Source organism: Gordonia sp. UCD-TK1 (genome assembly GCF_001691435.1).
Taxonomy (GTDB): domain Bacteria; phylum Actinomycetota; class Actinomycetes; order Mycobacteriales; family Mycobacteriaceae; genus Gordonia; species Gordonia hongkongensis.
In genome coordinates this window covers 1-14,866 of record NZ_LZMP01000022.1, presented here as the reverse complement: position 1 = coordinate 14,866, position 14,866 = coordinate 1, and the positions used below count along the sequence as shown (strand labels likewise).

13 protein-coding genes are annotated in these 14,866 nt (G+C 68.4%); 6 read left to right on the top strand and 7 right to left on the bottom strand.

Annotation, left to right across the window (positions count from 1 at the left end):
* The first annotated feature begins 35 nt into the window (after nucleotides 1-35).
* Nucleotides 36-455, top strand: coding sequence for a hypothetical protein (locus tag A9310_RS13335; RefSeq protein ID WP_058252499.1), 420 nt, complete (start codon nucleotides 36-38; stop codon nucleotides 453-455).
* A 105-nt stretch (nucleotides 456-560) separates the two neighbouring features.
* On the opposite strand, the gene A9310_RS13330 is transcribed toward A9310_RS13335, so the two are convergent.
* Together A9310_RS13330 and A9310_RS13325 are read right to left on the bottom strand one after the other, a co-directional pair.
* Nucleotides 561-896 (bottom strand): transglycosylase family protein, encoded by a 336-nt coding sequence (locus A9310_RS13330; protein WP_058252500.1) that lies wholly within the window; start codon nucleotides 894-896, stop codon nucleotides 561-563.
* A gap of 277 nt (nucleotides 897-1,173) precedes the next feature.
* Nucleotides 1,174-2,481 carry a cytochrome P450 gene (locus A9310_RS13325; RefSeq protein ID WP_058252501.1) on the bottom strand — a complete coding sequence of 436 codons (1,308 nt, stop codon included), beginning with the start codon at nucleotides 2,479-2,481 and terminating at the stop codon, nucleotides 1,174-1,176.
* A 221-nt stretch (nucleotides 2,482-2,702) separates the two neighbouring features.
* On the opposite strand from A9310_RS13325, the gene A9310_RS13320 reads away from it, so the two are divergent.
* A complete protein-coding gene (locus A9310_RS13320) occupies nucleotides 2,703-3,242 on the top strand; it encodes a TetR/AcrR family transcriptional regulator (protein ID WP_065631083.1) in 540 nt (179 codons plus the stop codon).
* 61 nt (nucleotides 3,243-3,303) lie between these two features.
* Here A9310_RS13320 and A9310_RS13315 read toward each other — a convergent pair whose 3' ends face one another.
* A complete protein-coding gene (locus A9310_RS13315) occupies nucleotides 3,304-4,389 on the bottom strand; it encodes an NADH:flavin oxidoreductase/NADH oxidase (RefSeq protein WP_065631043.1) in 1,086 nt (361 codons plus the stop codon).
* 59 nt (nucleotides 4,390-4,448) lie between these two features.
* On the opposite strand from A9310_RS13315, the gene A9310_RS13310 reads away from it, so the two are divergent.
* Complete coding sequence (locus A9310_RS13310; protein ID WP_065631042.1) at nucleotides 4,449-5,237, top strand: enoyl-CoA hydratase; 789 nt, start codon at nucleotides 4,449-4,451, stop codon at nucleotides 5,235-5,237.
* Nucleotides 5,238-5,298: 61 nt separating this feature from the next.
* Here A9310_RS13310 and A9310_RS13305 read toward each other — a convergent pair whose 3' ends face one another.
* The 4 genes from A9310_RS13305 to A9310_RS13290 all read right to left on the bottom strand — a co-directional run bounded on the left by A9310_RS13305 (nucleotide 5,299) and on the right by A9310_RS13290 (nucleotide 11,575).
* Entirely contained in the window at nucleotides 5,299-6,450 is a 1,152-nt protein-coding gene (locus A9310_RS13305) for an acyl-CoA dehydrogenase family protein (protein WP_065631041.1), read from the bottom strand.
* A gap of 20 nt (nucleotides 6,451-6,470) precedes the next feature.
* Nucleotides 6,471-7,703 carry an acyl-CoA dehydrogenase family protein gene (locus A9310_RS13300; RefSeq protein WP_065631040.1) on the bottom strand — a complete coding sequence of 411 codons (1,233 nt, stop codon included), beginning with the start codon at nucleotides 7,701-7,703 and terminating at the stop codon, nucleotides 6,471-6,473.
* Nucleotides 7,704-7,805: 102 nt separating this feature from the next.
* On the bottom strand, nucleotides 7,806-9,035 hold the full coding sequence (locus tag A9310_RS13295) for an AI-2E family transporter (protein WP_065631039.1): 1,230 nt from the start codon (nucleotides 9,033-9,035) through the stop codon (nucleotides 7,806-7,808).
* A gap of 143 nt (nucleotides 9,036-9,178) precedes the next feature.
* Entirely contained in the window at nucleotides 9,179-11,575 is a 2,397-nt protein-coding gene (locus tag A9310_RS13290; RefSeq protein ID WP_065631038.1) for an acetyl-CoA acetyltransferase, read from the bottom strand.
* A gap of 184 nt (nucleotides 11,576-11,759) precedes the next feature.
* Between A9310_RS13290 and A9310_RS13285 the strand changes: the two genes are divergently transcribed.
* The 3 genes from A9310_RS13285 to A9310_RS26140 form a co-directional block, all read left to right on the top strand.
* Complete coding sequence (locus tag A9310_RS13285; RefSeq protein WP_065631037.1) at nucleotides 11,760-13,001, top strand: acyl-CoA dehydrogenase family protein; 1,242 nt, start codon at nucleotides 11,760-11,762, stop codon at nucleotides 12,999-13,001.
* A 26-nt stretch (nucleotides 13,002-13,027) separates the two neighbouring features.
* Complete coding sequence (locus A9310_RS13280) at nucleotides 13,028-14,323, top strand: WS/DGAT domain-containing protein (RefSeq protein WP_065631036.1); 1,296 nt, start codon at nucleotides 13,028-13,030, stop codon at nucleotides 14,321-14,323.
* Between the two features lie 347 nt (nucleotides 14,324-14,670).
* Nucleotides 14,671-14,866 (top strand): hypothetical protein (locus tag A9310_RS26140; RefSeq protein ID WP_217492959.1); only part of this gene is annotated, 196 nt, incomplete at its 3' end.

Below are 14,866 nucleotides of genomic sequence, written 5' to 3'. Positions count from 1 at the left end.
GGCGGCTCGTCAGGGTGGCCGGAGGAAGGAACATCATGACCGACAACAGCGGCTCCGGCGGACCGTTCAATTTCGGCCCCGAGGACTTCGACCGATTTGCGCGCGAAGCCGGTGACGGACTGCGCGACGTGTTCGGCAAGCTCTTCGAGGGTCAGGCCGGACCGGCAGCCTTCTCGATGTTCTTCGACGAGGCCGCCCGCGGCCGCACTCGCACCAAGCCCCGTGAGGAGACCACCGGTGAGGCCGGCTCGGGTGTCTGGGCGGTGTTCGTCGTCGACGACGACGGCGGTGCCCGCGTCGAGCAGGTCTACGCGACCGAACTCGAGGCCCTGCGCGCCAACAAGACCAACACCGATCCACGACGCAACGTGCGGTTCCTGCCGTACGGCATCGCGGTGAGTGCGTTGGACACGACGATCGGGGACAGCGGCGACGACGCCGCGCCCACGCCGTAGACAGCGGCAGACGCAACAAGGCCGGCGAGTCCTGAAAAGGACCCGCCGGCCTCGTCGTGTCAATGACTGCACGGCCTGACGGCACGTGCTGCGCCGGTGCCTGCGTCAGAGGTTGGCGCCGCACACCGGCCAGGCGCCGGGGCCCTGGGTGGCGAGCACGTTCTCCGCGACGCGGATCTGCTCCTCGCGCGAGGCGTCGGCCGGGTTACCGGTTCCGCCGTTGGCCTGCCAGGTGCTCATCGAGAACTGGAGGCCACCGTAGTAGCCGTTGCCGGTGTTGATGGCCCAGTTGCCGCCGCTCTCGCATTGAGCGACCGCGTCCCAGTTGCCGCCTGCTGCGTGCGCGGTGGACGCCAGCATCCCGAAGGGGGCGGCAGTCAGTGCGCCGACGATGGCGGCGCGGGCGACGAGCTTGGTCATGTGGGTCTTGGTCATTCGCATGGTCTTCGTTCCTCCTCACCACCCCGGGGTTGGCAGGGCGGTTGATCTCGGACCGTGGGCGACCATACGGGTTGGGTAACGGCTTGGTCACGTCGAGTCCGTGACCTGGGCGATTCGGATAACGCCGAGATAACGCTGTTAGCTTTACGGCGAATTCGCAGCGCATACCGCAATTCGGCGGGAGCTCGCCGTCGCCGATGTTCGGCCGCGTTCGATGACGAAGGTCACAGCGTGAATGTGGGGCTCGTCACGTCGGCCCCCGGGCGTCGAGCGGGGGTCAGCGCGGAACGACAGCGATACGACCACCGCGGGACGGGGCATACGCCACCCCGCGCGAGAACCAGCGTTCGGACCTGGCGCTGGTCAGCATCAGTTCGAAGTCCGCCAGCAGTGTCCGCAGGGTCACGTCCATCTCCATGGTCGCGAATGCCGCCCCGATGCACCGCCGCGTGCCGCCGCCGAACGGCAGCCATGCCGCCGGAGGCTTGGTGCCCAGGAAACGGGTCGGGTCGAAGACCTCGGGCCGGGCGAATTCGCTGCTGTCGTCGTGGAGGAGTGCGATCGAGACGAGGACGTTGTATCCCTTCGGGATCCGCCACTTGCCGAGGTCGAGATGCTCGGCGACGACATGCCGGCCGGCGAAGTCGATGACGGGTCGGCTGCGCTGGACCTCCAGGATGGTGGCGTGGCGGTAGTCGGAGCCACCGGCGTCCACCTCGGCCACCAGTTCGCGCACCACCTCGGGGTGCCGGCGCAGCCGCTCGAGCGCCCACGCAAGGGTCGTCGCCGTGGTCTCGTGTCCGGCAGCGAGCATCGTGGCCAGTTCCTCGGCGATCTCGTCGTCGGTCATCGGACTGCCGTCGTCGTAGGTGCTGCGCAGCATGATCGCAAGGATGTCGGTGCGCTCATCCAGGCGAGAATCGTTGCGCGCCTTCGTGATCAGCCCGCCGACGTAATCTCGGTATTCGGCGTTGCGTCGCGCGTACCGGTGATTGGGGTCGATCGGCCGGAAAAGGCGTGGGAGTGGGGGTACCGTCGCGGCGCGCGAACCGACGGTCACCATCGGTGGGATCATGTCGCGGAGTCGGTCCAGCTCGCTGCCCTCGGCGCCGAAAACCGCGCGGAGGATGACGTTCAGGGTGATGCGCATCATCGGTTCGATGGAGGCGAACTCGACCCCGGTGGGCCAGGACGCTGATTCGGCGCGAACCTCGTCGACCACCATCTGTTCGTACGACCGAATCGGCTTGCCGTGCAACGGCGGGGTGAGCAGTTTGCGCCGGGCGCGGTGTCGGGCGCCCTCCAGCGCGAACATCGATCCGGTGCCGAGTATGCGGCCGAGGTTGGGCTGGACGTTCTCGACCTGGTCGCCGGCGGTGAACAGCTCGCGCGCCATCGCGGCATCGGAGATGACGACGGAAGGGCCGAAGACGGGCAGGTTCACGGTGAAGGCCGAGCCGTGCCGGTCGTGGAGATATCGAAAGAAGTGTCGCCGCGACACGACCGCGCCGAGCCCCTGGATGGTGGACGGGATCGACGTGGTGGGCGGCAGAACCGCCTCACCGCTCAGGGTCGGGGTGTTCACCAGTGGGGTCCTCTCGCCGTAGCGGGTGGTACGTCTACGTACCACCCGACGGTACGCTCACGTACCGGGCGAGACAAGGGCCTATGCTCGAAGGCGTGACTGAATCGGGCCCGCTCGCTTCGCTCCCGGCGCCTGCGACATCGGGCCCGCTCGCTTCGCTCCCGGCGCCCTGGTTGACCTCGTCGGCGGGCGCATCGAGCCGGGACCGGCTGCTCGCGGCGATGCTCGAGTGCATCGTCGAGGCGGGTTACCGCGACACCACGGTCGCCGACATCGTGCGGGTCGCGCGGACCTCGAGGCGGTCGTTCTACCAAGAGTTCGCCGACAAGCAGTCATGCTTTTTTGCGCTGCTGACGGTGACCAACGAGTTCATGATCGCCGAGATCGCGCGGCGCGTGGATGCGGAAGCCTCCATCGAAGAGCAAGTGCGACAAGCGGTGTCGTCATATGTTGCAGCGAGTGAGCGGTATCCGGGTCTCACGCTGAGCTGGATCCGCGAGTTGCCCGCGCTCGGCAGCGCCGCCCAGGCGGTCAAGGACGAGGCCCTGGAAGCGTGGATCGAACTCTTCGTCGGCCTCACCTCGACCCCGACGATGGCCGCGGCGGGGGTGGTGCCGATGGACCGTCAGCGCGCGATCTTCCTGTGGGGTGGCTTCCGGGAGCTGACCGCCGGTGCCGTCGAATCCGGCGCCCCGCTCGCATCGATCATCGAGCCGGCAACCGCGGCGTCCCTCGCGCTGGTGACGCCGCGGCCGGTGTGACGAGACCCTTCGTGACGGCCCTCCGCAAGCTCCGGGCCTCCTCAGGGAGCGGGGACCGGGCTCAGTGCCATGAACCGCGTTGATATTGCGGCGGATACGGCGCCTCGCGCTTGTCGATGCCCAACTCGTGTGCGGCGCGCAGCGGCCAGGACGGCTCCCGCAGCGCGACGCGTCCGAAGAAGACGGCGGCGATGTCGTCGTCGCCGGCGACCTTCTCGGCCTGATCGGGTTCGGTGATGAGGCCGACGGCGGCGGTGGGCACACCCGACTGGCGGTGGATCGACCGGGCGAGGTCGACCTGGTAGCCGGGTGCGACGGGGATGTCGGCGAGGACGTTGCCACCCGAGGAGACGTCCACGAGGTCGACACCGCGGCCGGCGAGGAGGGCGGCGAGACGGGCGGAGTCATCCACATCCCACCCACCCTCGGTCCATTCGGTGCCGGACACCCGGACGAACAGCGGCTTCGACGACGGCCACACCGCGCGGACCGCGTCCACGACCTCGAGGGTCAGCCTCGTACGTCCCTCGAAGTCGCCACCGTAGGCGTCGGTGCGCCGGTTCGAGAACGGGGAGAGGAACTGATGCAGCAGGTAGCCATGCGCCGCGTGGATCTCGACGACGTCGAACCCGGCGTCGTCGGCGCGACGGGCGGCCTGTGCGAACGCGTCCACGACCTCGGCGATCTGCTCGGTCGTCATGGCGGTGGGGGCGGGCAGTCCCTCGAAGGCGACGTCGGACGGGCCGAATGTCGTCCAGCCGCCGTCGTCGAGCGGAATGGCGCCGGAGCGGTCGTCGAACGGTGCGTAGGTGGAGGCCTTGCGGCCGGCGTGGGCGAGCTGGGTGCCGATGACCGAGCCCTGCGAGTGGACGAAGTCGACGATGCGTCCCCAGGCCGCGGCCTGGTCGTCGTTCCACAGACCGGCGTCGTGTGCGCTGATCCGACCTTCGGGCACCACGGCCGCCGCCTCGGTGAGGATCAGTCCGAAGCCGCCGGCAGCTCGGGAACCGAGATGCGTCAGGTGCCAGTCGGTGGGCACCCCGTCGCCGGCGAAGCAGCTGTACTGGCACATCGGGGCGAGCCAGATCCGGTTGGGGATCGCGACATCGCGGAGGGTGATCGGTTCGAAGAGCGCGGTACTGGTCACGAGGAGACACAACGATCGATCCGACGTCGTATTCCCGCGGCACTGCATAGTGTCGGGGCATGACCGAACAAATTCTGCACGAGGCGGTGTCGACGGAGATCGCCGAACCACTCGGGGTGATCACGCTGGGGGACGCGCGGCGTCGTAACCCGTTGTCCACGAGCACGATGCGCGCCATCACCGCCGCGCTTCGGGACTTCGACGACGATCCGCGCGTGCGGGTCATCGTGATCCGGGCGCTCGGACCCGCGTTCTCCGCCGGGCACGACCTCGGTGAACTCGTCGACCGGACCCTTGACGACGAGCGGGCCGTCTTCGCGACGTGCACGGAACTGATGCGGACGGTCCACGAGGTGCGACAGCCCGTCATCGCCGAAGTCGCCGGCATGGCCTTCGCGGCGGGGTGTCAACTGGTCGCGACGTGTGACTTGGCGGTCGCGGGACGCAGCGCGCGGTTCAGCACGCCGGGTGTGCGGATCGGGCTGTTCTGCTCGACTCCGATGGTCGCGCTGTCCCGCGCGATCGGACGCAAACGCGCCATGCACATGCTGCTCACCGGCGAACCCATCGGCGCCGAGACCGCCGCGGACTGGGGGCTGCTYAGCGGTGTCGTCGACGACGACGAGCTCTCGAACTCCGTGCGGGAGCTGGCTCTCCACATCGCCGGGTCGAGTGCGCGGACCGTCTCCATCGGCAAGCAGGCGTTCTACCGGCAGGTCGAGCTCGACGAGTCGGCGGCGTATGACGAGATGGGGGAGACGATGGCGACCAATGCGATGACCTGCGATGCGCAGGAGGGCATGTCGGCATTCCTGCAGAAGCGGAAGCCGGTCTGGACCGACAGCTGAGTCAGGCCCGAACGCCGAATCGCCACCTCCGGAACCGGGAGGTGGCGATTCGACGATGCGGTCAGGCGTCGATCTGCGCGGTGGCGGTCGCGAAACGCGCGAGATGGGCGTCCGCGGTGCCGAATTCGTACTCGATCGCGGTGAGACGCTTGAAGTAGTGGCCGATTGCCAACTCCTCGGTCATCCCCATGCCGCCGTGCAACTGCACCGTGTTCTGTCCGATGAACCGGGCGGCGCGGCTGACGGTGGCCTTGGCGGCCGAGACCGCCGCCGCCCGTTCCGCCGGGGAGCCCTCGAGGGACAGGATCGCGAAATACTGTGCGGCGACCGACTGTTCGAGCTCGAGATGCATGTCGACCATCCGGTGCTGCAGCACCTGGAAGCTGCCGATCGGGACCCCGAACTGCTCGCGCTGCTTGGAGTACTCGACGGTGTCGGTGAACACCTTGCGCATCAGGCCGACGGCCTCGGAGACGACCGCGGCGGTCGCGGTGTCCCACGCCTTCTCGAGGATCTCGATGGCGTTCTCGTCGGCGATGAGCGCGTCGCCGGGCAGGCGCACGTCGGTGAACGTGATGTCGGCGGCCTGGCGGTCGTCGATGGTGCGCAGCTTGTGCAGCTCGAGCCCCGTCGGCCCGCCGTCGGCGAGATCGATCAGGAACAGCGAGACGCCGGCGGGATCGTGGGGTTCGCCTACGGTGCGGGCACTGACGATCAGGTAGTCGGCGAGCGGCGCCGTGGTGACGACGGCCTTGGTGCCGTTGAGCACCCACTCGTCGCCGTCCCGGTCGGCGGAGGTCTCGATGCGGGAGAGGACCCCGCCCGAGCCGTCTTCGAGCGCGGCGAGTGCGCTGAGCGCCTCGCCCTCGGCGATGCGACCGGCGGCCTCGAGGGCGACCGGGTTGCCGGTCGCGTGCAGCAGGCCCGCACCGAGCACGACCGTGTCGACGAACGGCTCGACCACGAGGGCGTGCCCGAGCGCTTCGGTGACGACCATCAGCTCTTCGGGGCCGCCGCCGAATCCGCCGATGTCCTCCGGCAGACAGGCGCCGACGACCCCGAGGTCCTCGACGAAGGCCTTCCAGATCTTCGGCTGCCAGCCCTCGCCGACCTTCGCGGCGTCGCGGCTTACCTGGAGGTCGTACCGCGCGTCGAGGAACTTGTCGAGACCGTCGGACAGCAGTTGCTGTTCGGGTGTGAGTGTGAAGTCCATTGGTTATCTCCTGTGACCCGTCAGAGACCCAGAGCCGCTTTGGCGAGGATGTTTCGTTGAATTTCGTTGCTGCCGGCGTAGATCGAGCCCGCGCGGTCGTTGAAGTAGTGCAGCGGCGCGACGGCCTGCCACGGTTCGCCGCTGACGTAGCCGTCGGTGGGCGGGGTGTACTGGAAGATGGGTCCGCCCGGCTTCGTGGCGTGGGGCTGGAAGACCCGTCCGTGCGGTCCCGCGGCCTCCAGGCTGAGGGTCGTGATCTCCTGGCTCAGTTCGGTGCCGAGGATCTTCAGCATCGACGCGATGGAGCCGGGGTCCTTGCCCGAACTCATCGCGGCGAGCGCGCGGTACTCGAGGACCTCGAGGATCTTCGCGCGCACCTGCAGGTCGGTGAGCTTGGCCGCGAAGGCCGGATCCTCCGACAGCGGGCCGCCGTTCGGCGCCGTCACCGACGCCGCGTCCCGGCCGAGCTGCTCGGCCATGACCTGTAGCGCCGGGGCGGCCGCGCCGCCGCCACGCTCGAAGACGAGCAGGTACTTCGCGACGGTCCACCCCTCGTCGATCTTGCCGAGGACGTTCTTCTTGGGCACGCGCACGCCGTCGAAGAAGACCTGCGCCTGCACCTGCTCGCCGGACGCGAACACGAGGTTCTGCACCTCGATGCCCGGCGAGTTCATGTCGATGAGCACGAACGTGATGCCCTGCTGCTTGCGTTCCTGGCGCGAGGTCCGCACGAGGCAGAAGATCCAGTTCGCCTCGGAGGCGTGGGTGGTCCAGATCTTGGAACCGGTGACGACGAGGTCGTCGCCGTCGTCGACCGCGGCCATCGACAGCGACGCGAGGTCGGAGCCGGACTCGGGCTCGGAGTAGCCCTGGCAGAAGAAGACGCTGCCGTCGAGGATGCCCGGCAGGAAGAAGTTCTTCTGCTCGTCGGTGCCGAACGCCATGATCGCGTGCGACACCATGCGGATGCCCATCGGCGACAGCGACGGCGCGCCGGCGAGGATCGACTCACGGCTGAAGATGTAATGCTGGGATTGCGACCAGTCGCATCCGCCGTACTGCACCGGCCACGCGGGAGCGGCCCAGCCACGCTCGTGCAGGATCGCCTGCCACTTCATCGAGGCCTCGTGGTCGGAGTAGACGCTGGTGCGCAGCGTGCCCGCCGCGCGTAGATCGGGGGTCAGTTTCTCGTCGAGGAACGCGCGGACCTCGTCGCGAAACGCAGCGTCGTCCGGAGACCAGTTCATGTCCATGAGCGGTGCGCAACCTATCTGTAAACGGTTGTGGTCAGATTGGGGTCGAAAGGGAATCTACCCAATGATCGGCGCGCTGCGTAGCCCGCCTCACGTTTCCGGTTACAGTGTGACGCCCGGGGCCGATCCGGGTGGCGGATCCTCACCCTTCGCGCCCGGGGTCTTCGCGGGTTCTCTCGTGTCGTCGTCGGATGTCCCCGCCTCGGTCGGGTCCGGGCTCTTCGGCTGCCCGCCCGACGACAGCAGCACGTCTGCCCAGCGGGTGGCGGGGTCGATGTCGATGAGCAAGGCCTTGGCGAGCAGGGTCAGCGGCACCGCGAGGATCGCACCCAGCGGCCCGATCGCCCAGGCCCAGAAGAGCAGGGACAGGAAGGTCAGGGTGGTCGACAATCCGACCGCGTCGCCCACGAATTTCGGTTGGATGACCGACTGGATGATGACGTTGATCGCGCTGTAGACGACGATGACGACGATCATCTTCGTGGGCCCCCCGACGAGCAGCCCGAGCAGCGCGGGTGGGATCAGACCGATGATGAAGCCGACGTTCGGGATGTAGTTGGTGATGAACGACAGCAGGCCCCAGAGGATGGGGAGCGGGATGGACAGCAATGCGAGGGCCACGCTGTCGAGCACGGCGACGATCAGGCCGAAGACCGTCGACACCCACAGATAGCTGCGCGTCCCCTGCGAGAACGAACGGAAGGCCGATGCGATGTCGGGGCGCATCCGGTCCAGGATGTTCATCCGGTCGTCGAAACCGACCGAGTCCGCGGCCATGAACAGCAGCAGGGCGAGGACGAGCACGAGCGCCGAGGCCACGCTGAACGTGCTGCTCAGCACGTCGGTCACGGCACCCACGACCTTGCTGGTGTCGACATGGGAGATCATGTCCTGCACCTTGTCGTGGCTGACGCCGTGGCTGGTGAGGAAGTTCTGGAAGCTGGTGACGAGGTCGTCGAACTTGTCGTCGTACTGCGGCAGGATCGATGCCAGGCGTGCGACGGAGAACACCAGCGCCGCGAACAGCCCGATGAGGATTCCGTAGACGAGGAGCACTGTCGTCACGAAGGCGGCCCACCGCGGGAAGCCCTTCTTGCGCAACCAGTTCGGGACCGGTTGGACGGCGACGGTGAGCATCAGCGCGAGAAAGACCGGACCGACCAGCGACGCCACCGATTTGATGCCGCCGATGGCGACGACGAGCCCGGCGATCGTGAGGAGCACGATGGTGCCCCGCGGCAGTGTCCAGTCGGGGGGATCGACCCGGTACGACGGTGGTGGGGGTGTGCGTTTGGAGGACTTGGTTCCGCGTGCCTCACTGCTACCGGACATGGTGTGCCGCCTTTCTGGACACGACTGTTACGTCGAAACAGCGGCCACCCACGCGCGGGAGCGCGCGGAGTGGCCGCCGTCAAGTGTTCAGCATCCGACGACCATCCGCGCGTTTTCCGTGCGCTTTCGTCTTCGATGAGTCTCTAGTGGCCTTTCCAGTTCGGCGTCCGCTTCATCACGAACGCCATGATCCCTTCGAGGGTGTCGCCGCTGATCACGAGCGAGTCGAGCACCGAGGTGCTGGCGTGGACGGCGTCGACCGTGTCGGTGATGGCGTCGGACTGTTCCATGGTGGCGATCGACGCCCGTACCGACGTCGGAGAGGCGGCCAGGATCTCCTCGGCCACGCCGCGTGCGGTCTCGAGAACCTTTCCGGCGGGGGCGATCCGGCTCACCAGTCCGGCGGCCGCGGCTTCGGCGGCGGAGATCCGACGCCCGGTCAGGATCATGTCGCGTGCGAGCGCGGGCGGGACCATCCGCGGCAGGCGGACCAGACCGCCCGCGGCGGCCGCCAAACCCACCTTCACCTCGGGCAGTCCGAACGATGCGTCCTCGTCGGCCACGACGATGTGACAGGCCATCGCGATCTCGCAGCCGCCGCCGAGCGCGAAGCCGTTGACCGCCGCGATCACCGGTTTGGGCAGGCTGCGCCGCGAGGTGAGTCCGGCGAACCCGTTCTTCGGCACCGACAGGGCGGCGGGCCCCGCGGTCGCCGCGAGATCGTTGCCCGCCGAGAAGGCCTTGTCGCCCTTGCCCGTCAAGATCGCCACCCACAGGTCGGGATCGGCGAAATAGGCCTCGAAGATCGAGTCGAGTTCGGCGTTCGCGGCGGGGTTCAACGCGTTGCGCGCGTCGGGCCGGTTGATGGTCACCTCGAGCAGCCGACCGTCGCGACGGATCTCGACGTGCTCGTAGGAGTCGCGGAACGCCGGCGCGACGACCGGATGCCGGGAGTTCATGGCCGCGGAGGTCAGGGCCACCCGATTGCCTTTGTCGAAAGACCGCACGACGATCGGCGTGCCGACGGGGTCCTCGGCGGTGAGGAGGAGGTCGAAGAGTTCGTCGTCGTCGGAATCGAGATTGGCCACGAAGCGGGCGCCGAGTCCCTCCGGAACGGTCGGATCGACCAGCCGGCCGATCACCACACCGGTGCGGCGGCCGTTCTTCTGCGGGATGACCGTGTAGGTCTCGACGACCGCGGCGCCGTCGGCGTCGGCGATCGTGGGAACGGTCGGTACCGCGTCGAGCTCGGCCTGGACCGGACCGCTGGTGTCCGGACGCCACGGTGCCGGCGTCGTCGAATAGACACCCGCGGCATGCTTGCTCAGCACACCGCCGTTGGCGACGACGAGACCGTAGTCACCCGGCGATCGCCGGACGCGGGTGACGACTTCGGCGATCGCGTGGAGCGAGTAGTTGTTGCCCGGCCCGCCGAAGAACGGCAGGCCACCCGTCACGGTCAGCCCGCGCGGATCGTCGGGCGACATGCCGATCCCGTCGAGGACGTTGAACACCGCGATCGGGAAGCAGCTGTAGATGTCGACCACGGAGATGTCGTCGAGCCCGATCCCGGCGACCTGCAGCGCATGCCGCACCGCCGCGGGAGCCGCAGGAGCGGAGGACAATTCGGGGCGAGCCAGGACCGGGCGTTCCACCGTCGACGAATGACCGTGCAGGAACACCCATTTCGCGGGGTCGATGCCGGCGGCCTGCGCGGCCCGCACCGACATCACGACCACGGCTGCGGCCTGGTTGACCTGATCGCGCGCCACGATGTACCGGGTGAACGGATCGGACACGATCCGGTTCTCGGGGGTGACGGTGACGAGTTCGTCGGCGGTGCGCGCCGTCGGGGCGGCCGAGTGCGGGTTGGCGGCGGCGACCTCGGTGAACGGCGCGAACAACTCACCCATCGTGGCGATGTAGGGGTCGCGGCCCAGGCCGGAGGCGTGGCGGCGGGCGTTCTCCAGCAGGGCGTACTGCGGCAACACCGACGCGAGGCCGTGCCGCATCTCGGCGACCGAGATGATGCCCTTGAGCCCGAAGCCGCGGTCCTCGAGCTGACCGCCGACCTCCTCGGCGAAGTTCGGGCGCTGATTCTCCGGCTGGGACATGAGGTGGCGGACCGTCGACATCACCTCGGCGCCGAACACCACGGCCCCCTCGGAGTCGCCGGCGGCGATGGCCGCCGCGAGTTCGGTGAGCATCGTCTGCGGGGTCTGGCCGCCGGTCACGGCCTGCACGGCGCGGCGTGGGTCCACCCCGATCCGGTTGCCGACCGCGCGCGGCATGTTGTCCGGTCGGCCCAGCGGTGACGACGACAACGGGCTCGAGATCTCGAACGAGCGGATCGCGGCGATCGTGTCGATCGACCCGGCGACGTCGCTTCCGGCGTCGGCGAATGCGGCGGTCACCGCCCGGGCGGCGAGGTCGGCCTCGCCGAGCGCCTCGTATCCGGGATCGGTCAGGCGTTCCGATGCCTGGCCCACGCCGACGACGACGGGGGTGGTCGGATCGATATCAACGAGCGTTGTTGGCATACCAAACATTGACACATGGCGTGACCGGGGTCTCATCGGAGGTGGCCGACGAGCGTCGGAGCGTCAGTGTGCGGTGCACGCGCCCGGAACGTCAGCGTTGCGGTCAGCGCGGTTGCAACCGTGGTCTGCCGGTGCCGAGCCGACCAGACTGTCGCCGACCAGTCTGCGATCGAAAGGACCCCCGATGACGTCCACTGTGCCGTCCACCGAGCAAACCAACCGGCCCGCCACCGGAACGACGGACGAGCGTCTCGACGAGGTGTTCGCACCGATCTTCGCCCGGATCGCCGAAGGCGCCGTGCAGCGCGAGGACGACCGCAGGCTTGCATACGACGAGGTCGCGTGGCTACGGGAGGCGAAGTTCGGCGCGTTGCGCGTGCCGGTGGAATTCGGCGGTTATGGCGCGTCGATCCGTCAGCTGTTCCGGTTGCTCATCGACCTGGCCGCCGCGGAGTCCAATCTCCCGCAGGCCCTGCGGGTGCACTGGTCTTTCGTCGAGGACCAGCTCGCCGCCCTCCCGGACGAGGCTGCGCAGCAGTGGTTGCGCAAGGTCGGCGAGGGGACGCTGGTCGGCAACGCGATCACCGAGCCCGGCGTCGGCGCCATCGACCGGTACCAGACGCGCCTCACCCCGGATCCGGCGAGTACCGACGGCAGCGGGTTCCGGCTCGACGGCACCAAGTACTACAGCACCGGCAGCCTCTACTCCGATCACATCCTCGTCGCCGCAGACCAGGACGGGGAGCGCGTCTCGGTGCTCGTCGACGCCGACGCCGACGGTGTCACCCAGCACGACGACTGGGATGGCTTCGGCCAGCGCCTGACCGCGAGTGGCACCACCGAGTTCGCTGGTGTCGAGGTGCCGGCCGAGCGGGTGCTCGGCCCGGGTTACGGCGGGGAGGGGCGCACCTACGCGACGTCGTACCTGCAACTCGTGCAGCTCTCGGTGCTCGCGGGCATCGCGGCACGCGCCACCGACGACGTCGTGGAGTGGGTGCGTAATCGCACGCGCACCTTCACGCACTCGACCGCCGACCTGCCGCGTCAAGATCCGTTGGTGCAGCAGGTGATCGGCCGGTTGTCGGCGGCGGCTTACACCGCGCGAACGCTGGTCCTCGACATCGCCGACGAGCTCGACGAGCTCGCCCTCGCCGGCTGGGAGGACGCCGCGCTCCTCGACCGCGTCGAATTCGATGTCGCCCGTGCCCAGGCCGCCGTCATCCCCGCAGTACTGGACGCGACCACTCAACTGTTCGAGGTCGGCGGCGCGTCGATCACCTCCGAGCGTCTGCGCCTGGATCGCCACTGGCGCAACGCCCGGGTGATCTCGGTGCACAACCCGCTGATCTTCAAGCTGCAGGCGGTCGGCGACCACGTGCTCAACGGCACCGACCTGCCGTACGCCTGGAGCGCCGGACAGAAGTAGCACGCCGTGCCGCTACGCTGGCGGCCATGCACCGGATGGCCGCGGCGGACGCGGTGTCGTACTGGACGTCGCAGCGCATCCCGAACGACGAGTTCCTGGTGTATTGCTTTGCCGCGCCGCGCAGTTCGATCGAGGACTGCGCGGCGCGACTCCGGCTGCGGGCGGCGCACGTCGACGATCTGTGCCTCCGGATACGAGATGTCCCGGGCACCGCCGACCGCCCGTATTGGGAATCCGTCCGGCCCGCCGACGACCAGGTCCGCGTGGACGCGTCGAGCCGCACGTGGTCGTCGTGTCTGACGGAGATCGCCGGGCTCATCGCCCAACCGCTCGATCCCACGCGGGAGGCGTGGCGGGCGCACCTCTTCGGCCCGGTCGCCGAAGTCCCGGCAGCGACGGGTCCGGTGGTCGTCGTCGTGCTCCAGGTCTGTCACGCCCTGGGTGACGGGCGTCGGATGTCGCGGATCGCGCGCGACTGGTTCACGGCTCCTGCGCCTCCACGACGACCGGTGTCCGAGGTGCGTTCACCCTTCCGCGAGTTGATGGTCGACGCCGGTACGGCGCTCGGCGGAGTGCTTCGATTCCCCGGCGAGTTCGTCACGACAGCGTGGCGAGGGGTTCGCGCGGCGCGGCTCGCCGCGGCATCCGTGCCGGGAACGGCGGGATATGCGCCGACTCGGTTGAACGTCCCGCCCGGACCGCGGCGGACCCTGCGTGTGCTGGTCGTCGAGCGTGACCAACTCAGCGGACCCGGAGTGCCGGTCACGGTCGCGGTTCTCACCGCGATCTCGGTGGCGCTCCCGGAGTATCTGGGGGACCGGGATCGACGGTACGGCGCGGAGCTGACGGTCGGGCGCGGCGGAGAACGTCGAGCGCGCAATCACTTTCGCAACGCGGGGATCGATCTGCACGTCGACGTCGACGATCTGGGCGAGCGCGTACGACTCATCGGCGCCGAGATCGCCGCCGCTCGAGCAGCCGAGGCGGAGCCGCTGCGGGTCGCGCAGCGTCGGGCGTCGGAGTCGACACCGGCGATCCTGACCCGATGGGGGATCCGATCGTTCGATCTCGACACCCCGCCGGCGACGGTCACCGGCGTCACCGTGGTCTCGTCGGTGAACCGCGGAGCCGCCGATCTCGACCTCGACGGCGGTGAGATCCTTTTCACCACAGGATTTCCCGCGCTGTCGCCGGCTCAGGGATTGACTCACGGCGTACACGGGATCGGCGACCGGATCGCGATCTCGGTGACCACGAGCCCGGATGTCATGAACGATGTGGATCGGTACGTGGAACTGCTCGCGCGAGCGCTGGGTGTCTGAGTGCACGCCGCCGCGGCCCCTCCGCTCCACTCCCTGAGCTGAGTTGCGAGAAGCGCAGCCGCCCCCTCTGCTCCCTCATCCCAAAGAACCACGAAACCGCTGGTCTGCGATGCCCTCCCTTTGCTCCCTGAGGTGCGAGGAGCGTTAGCCGCCGGGCCGAGCAAGCGACGAAGGAGCGCGTCGAGGTCGACGAGCCTCGAAGGGTGGCGACGTCATCTCACCAAGACCCTTCGTGACGGCCTCCGCAAGCTCGCTCCTAGTAATAGCTGGAAGGGCTGGTAACTGGGACATCCTCCTGATGTGGTCATAAGGGGCTTGGTTATCCCAACCACAAAAGGAGGATGTCAATGTCTAAGGCTAGTCGTTTGAGTCGTGGAGACAAGCGTCGCAACGATCGGTTGAGCAAGTTCCGGGGCATCGTGCGCCGTGACTACGCGGTCGCAGCGATTGATCTGGCGTCGAAAAAGCAAGTTGTCGCTGTGGTCGATCACGACTCCCGCATCGTGGCGCGCAGAACTTTTCACTGCGCGCCACCGCAGTTGG

Excerpts from the sequence above, each read along its gene's own strand:
- A9310_RS13335 (WP_058252499.1), top strand. The coding sequence starts at position 36 with ATGACCGACAACAGCGGCTCCGGCGGACCGTTCAATTTCGGCCCCGAG.
- A9310_RS13330 (WP_058252500.1), bottom strand. The coding sequence starts at position 896 with ATGCGAATGACCAAGACCCACATGACCAAGCTCGTCGCCCGCGCCGCC.
- A9310_RS13320 (WP_065631083.1), top strand. The coding sequence starts at position 2,703 with ATGCTCGAGTGCATCGTCGAGGCGGGTTACCGCGACACCACGGTCGCC.
- A9310_RS13305 (WP_065631041.1), bottom strand. The coding sequence starts at position 6,450 with ATGGACTTCACACTCACACCCGAACAGCAACTGCTGTCCGACGGTCTC.
- A9310_RS13300 (WP_065631040.1), bottom strand. The coding sequence starts at position 7,703 with ATGGACATGAACTGGTCTCCGGACGACGCTGCGTTTCGCGACGAGGTC.
- A9310_RS13295 (WP_065631039.1), bottom strand. The coding sequence starts at position 9,035 with ATGTCCGGTAGCAGTGAGGCACGCGGAACCAAGTCCTCCAAACGCACA.
- A9310_RS13290 (WP_065631038.1), bottom strand. The coding sequence starts at position 11,575 with ATGCCAACAACGCTCGTTGATATCGATCCGACCACCCCCGTCGTCGTC.
- A9310_RS13285 (WP_065631037.1), top strand. The coding sequence starts at position 11,760 with ATGACGTCCACTGTGCCGTCCACCGAGCAAACCAACCGGCCCGCCACC.
- A9310_RS13280 (WP_065631036.1), top strand. The coding sequence starts at position 13,028 with ATGCACCGGATGGCCGCGGCGGACGCGGTGTCGTACTGGACGTCGCAG.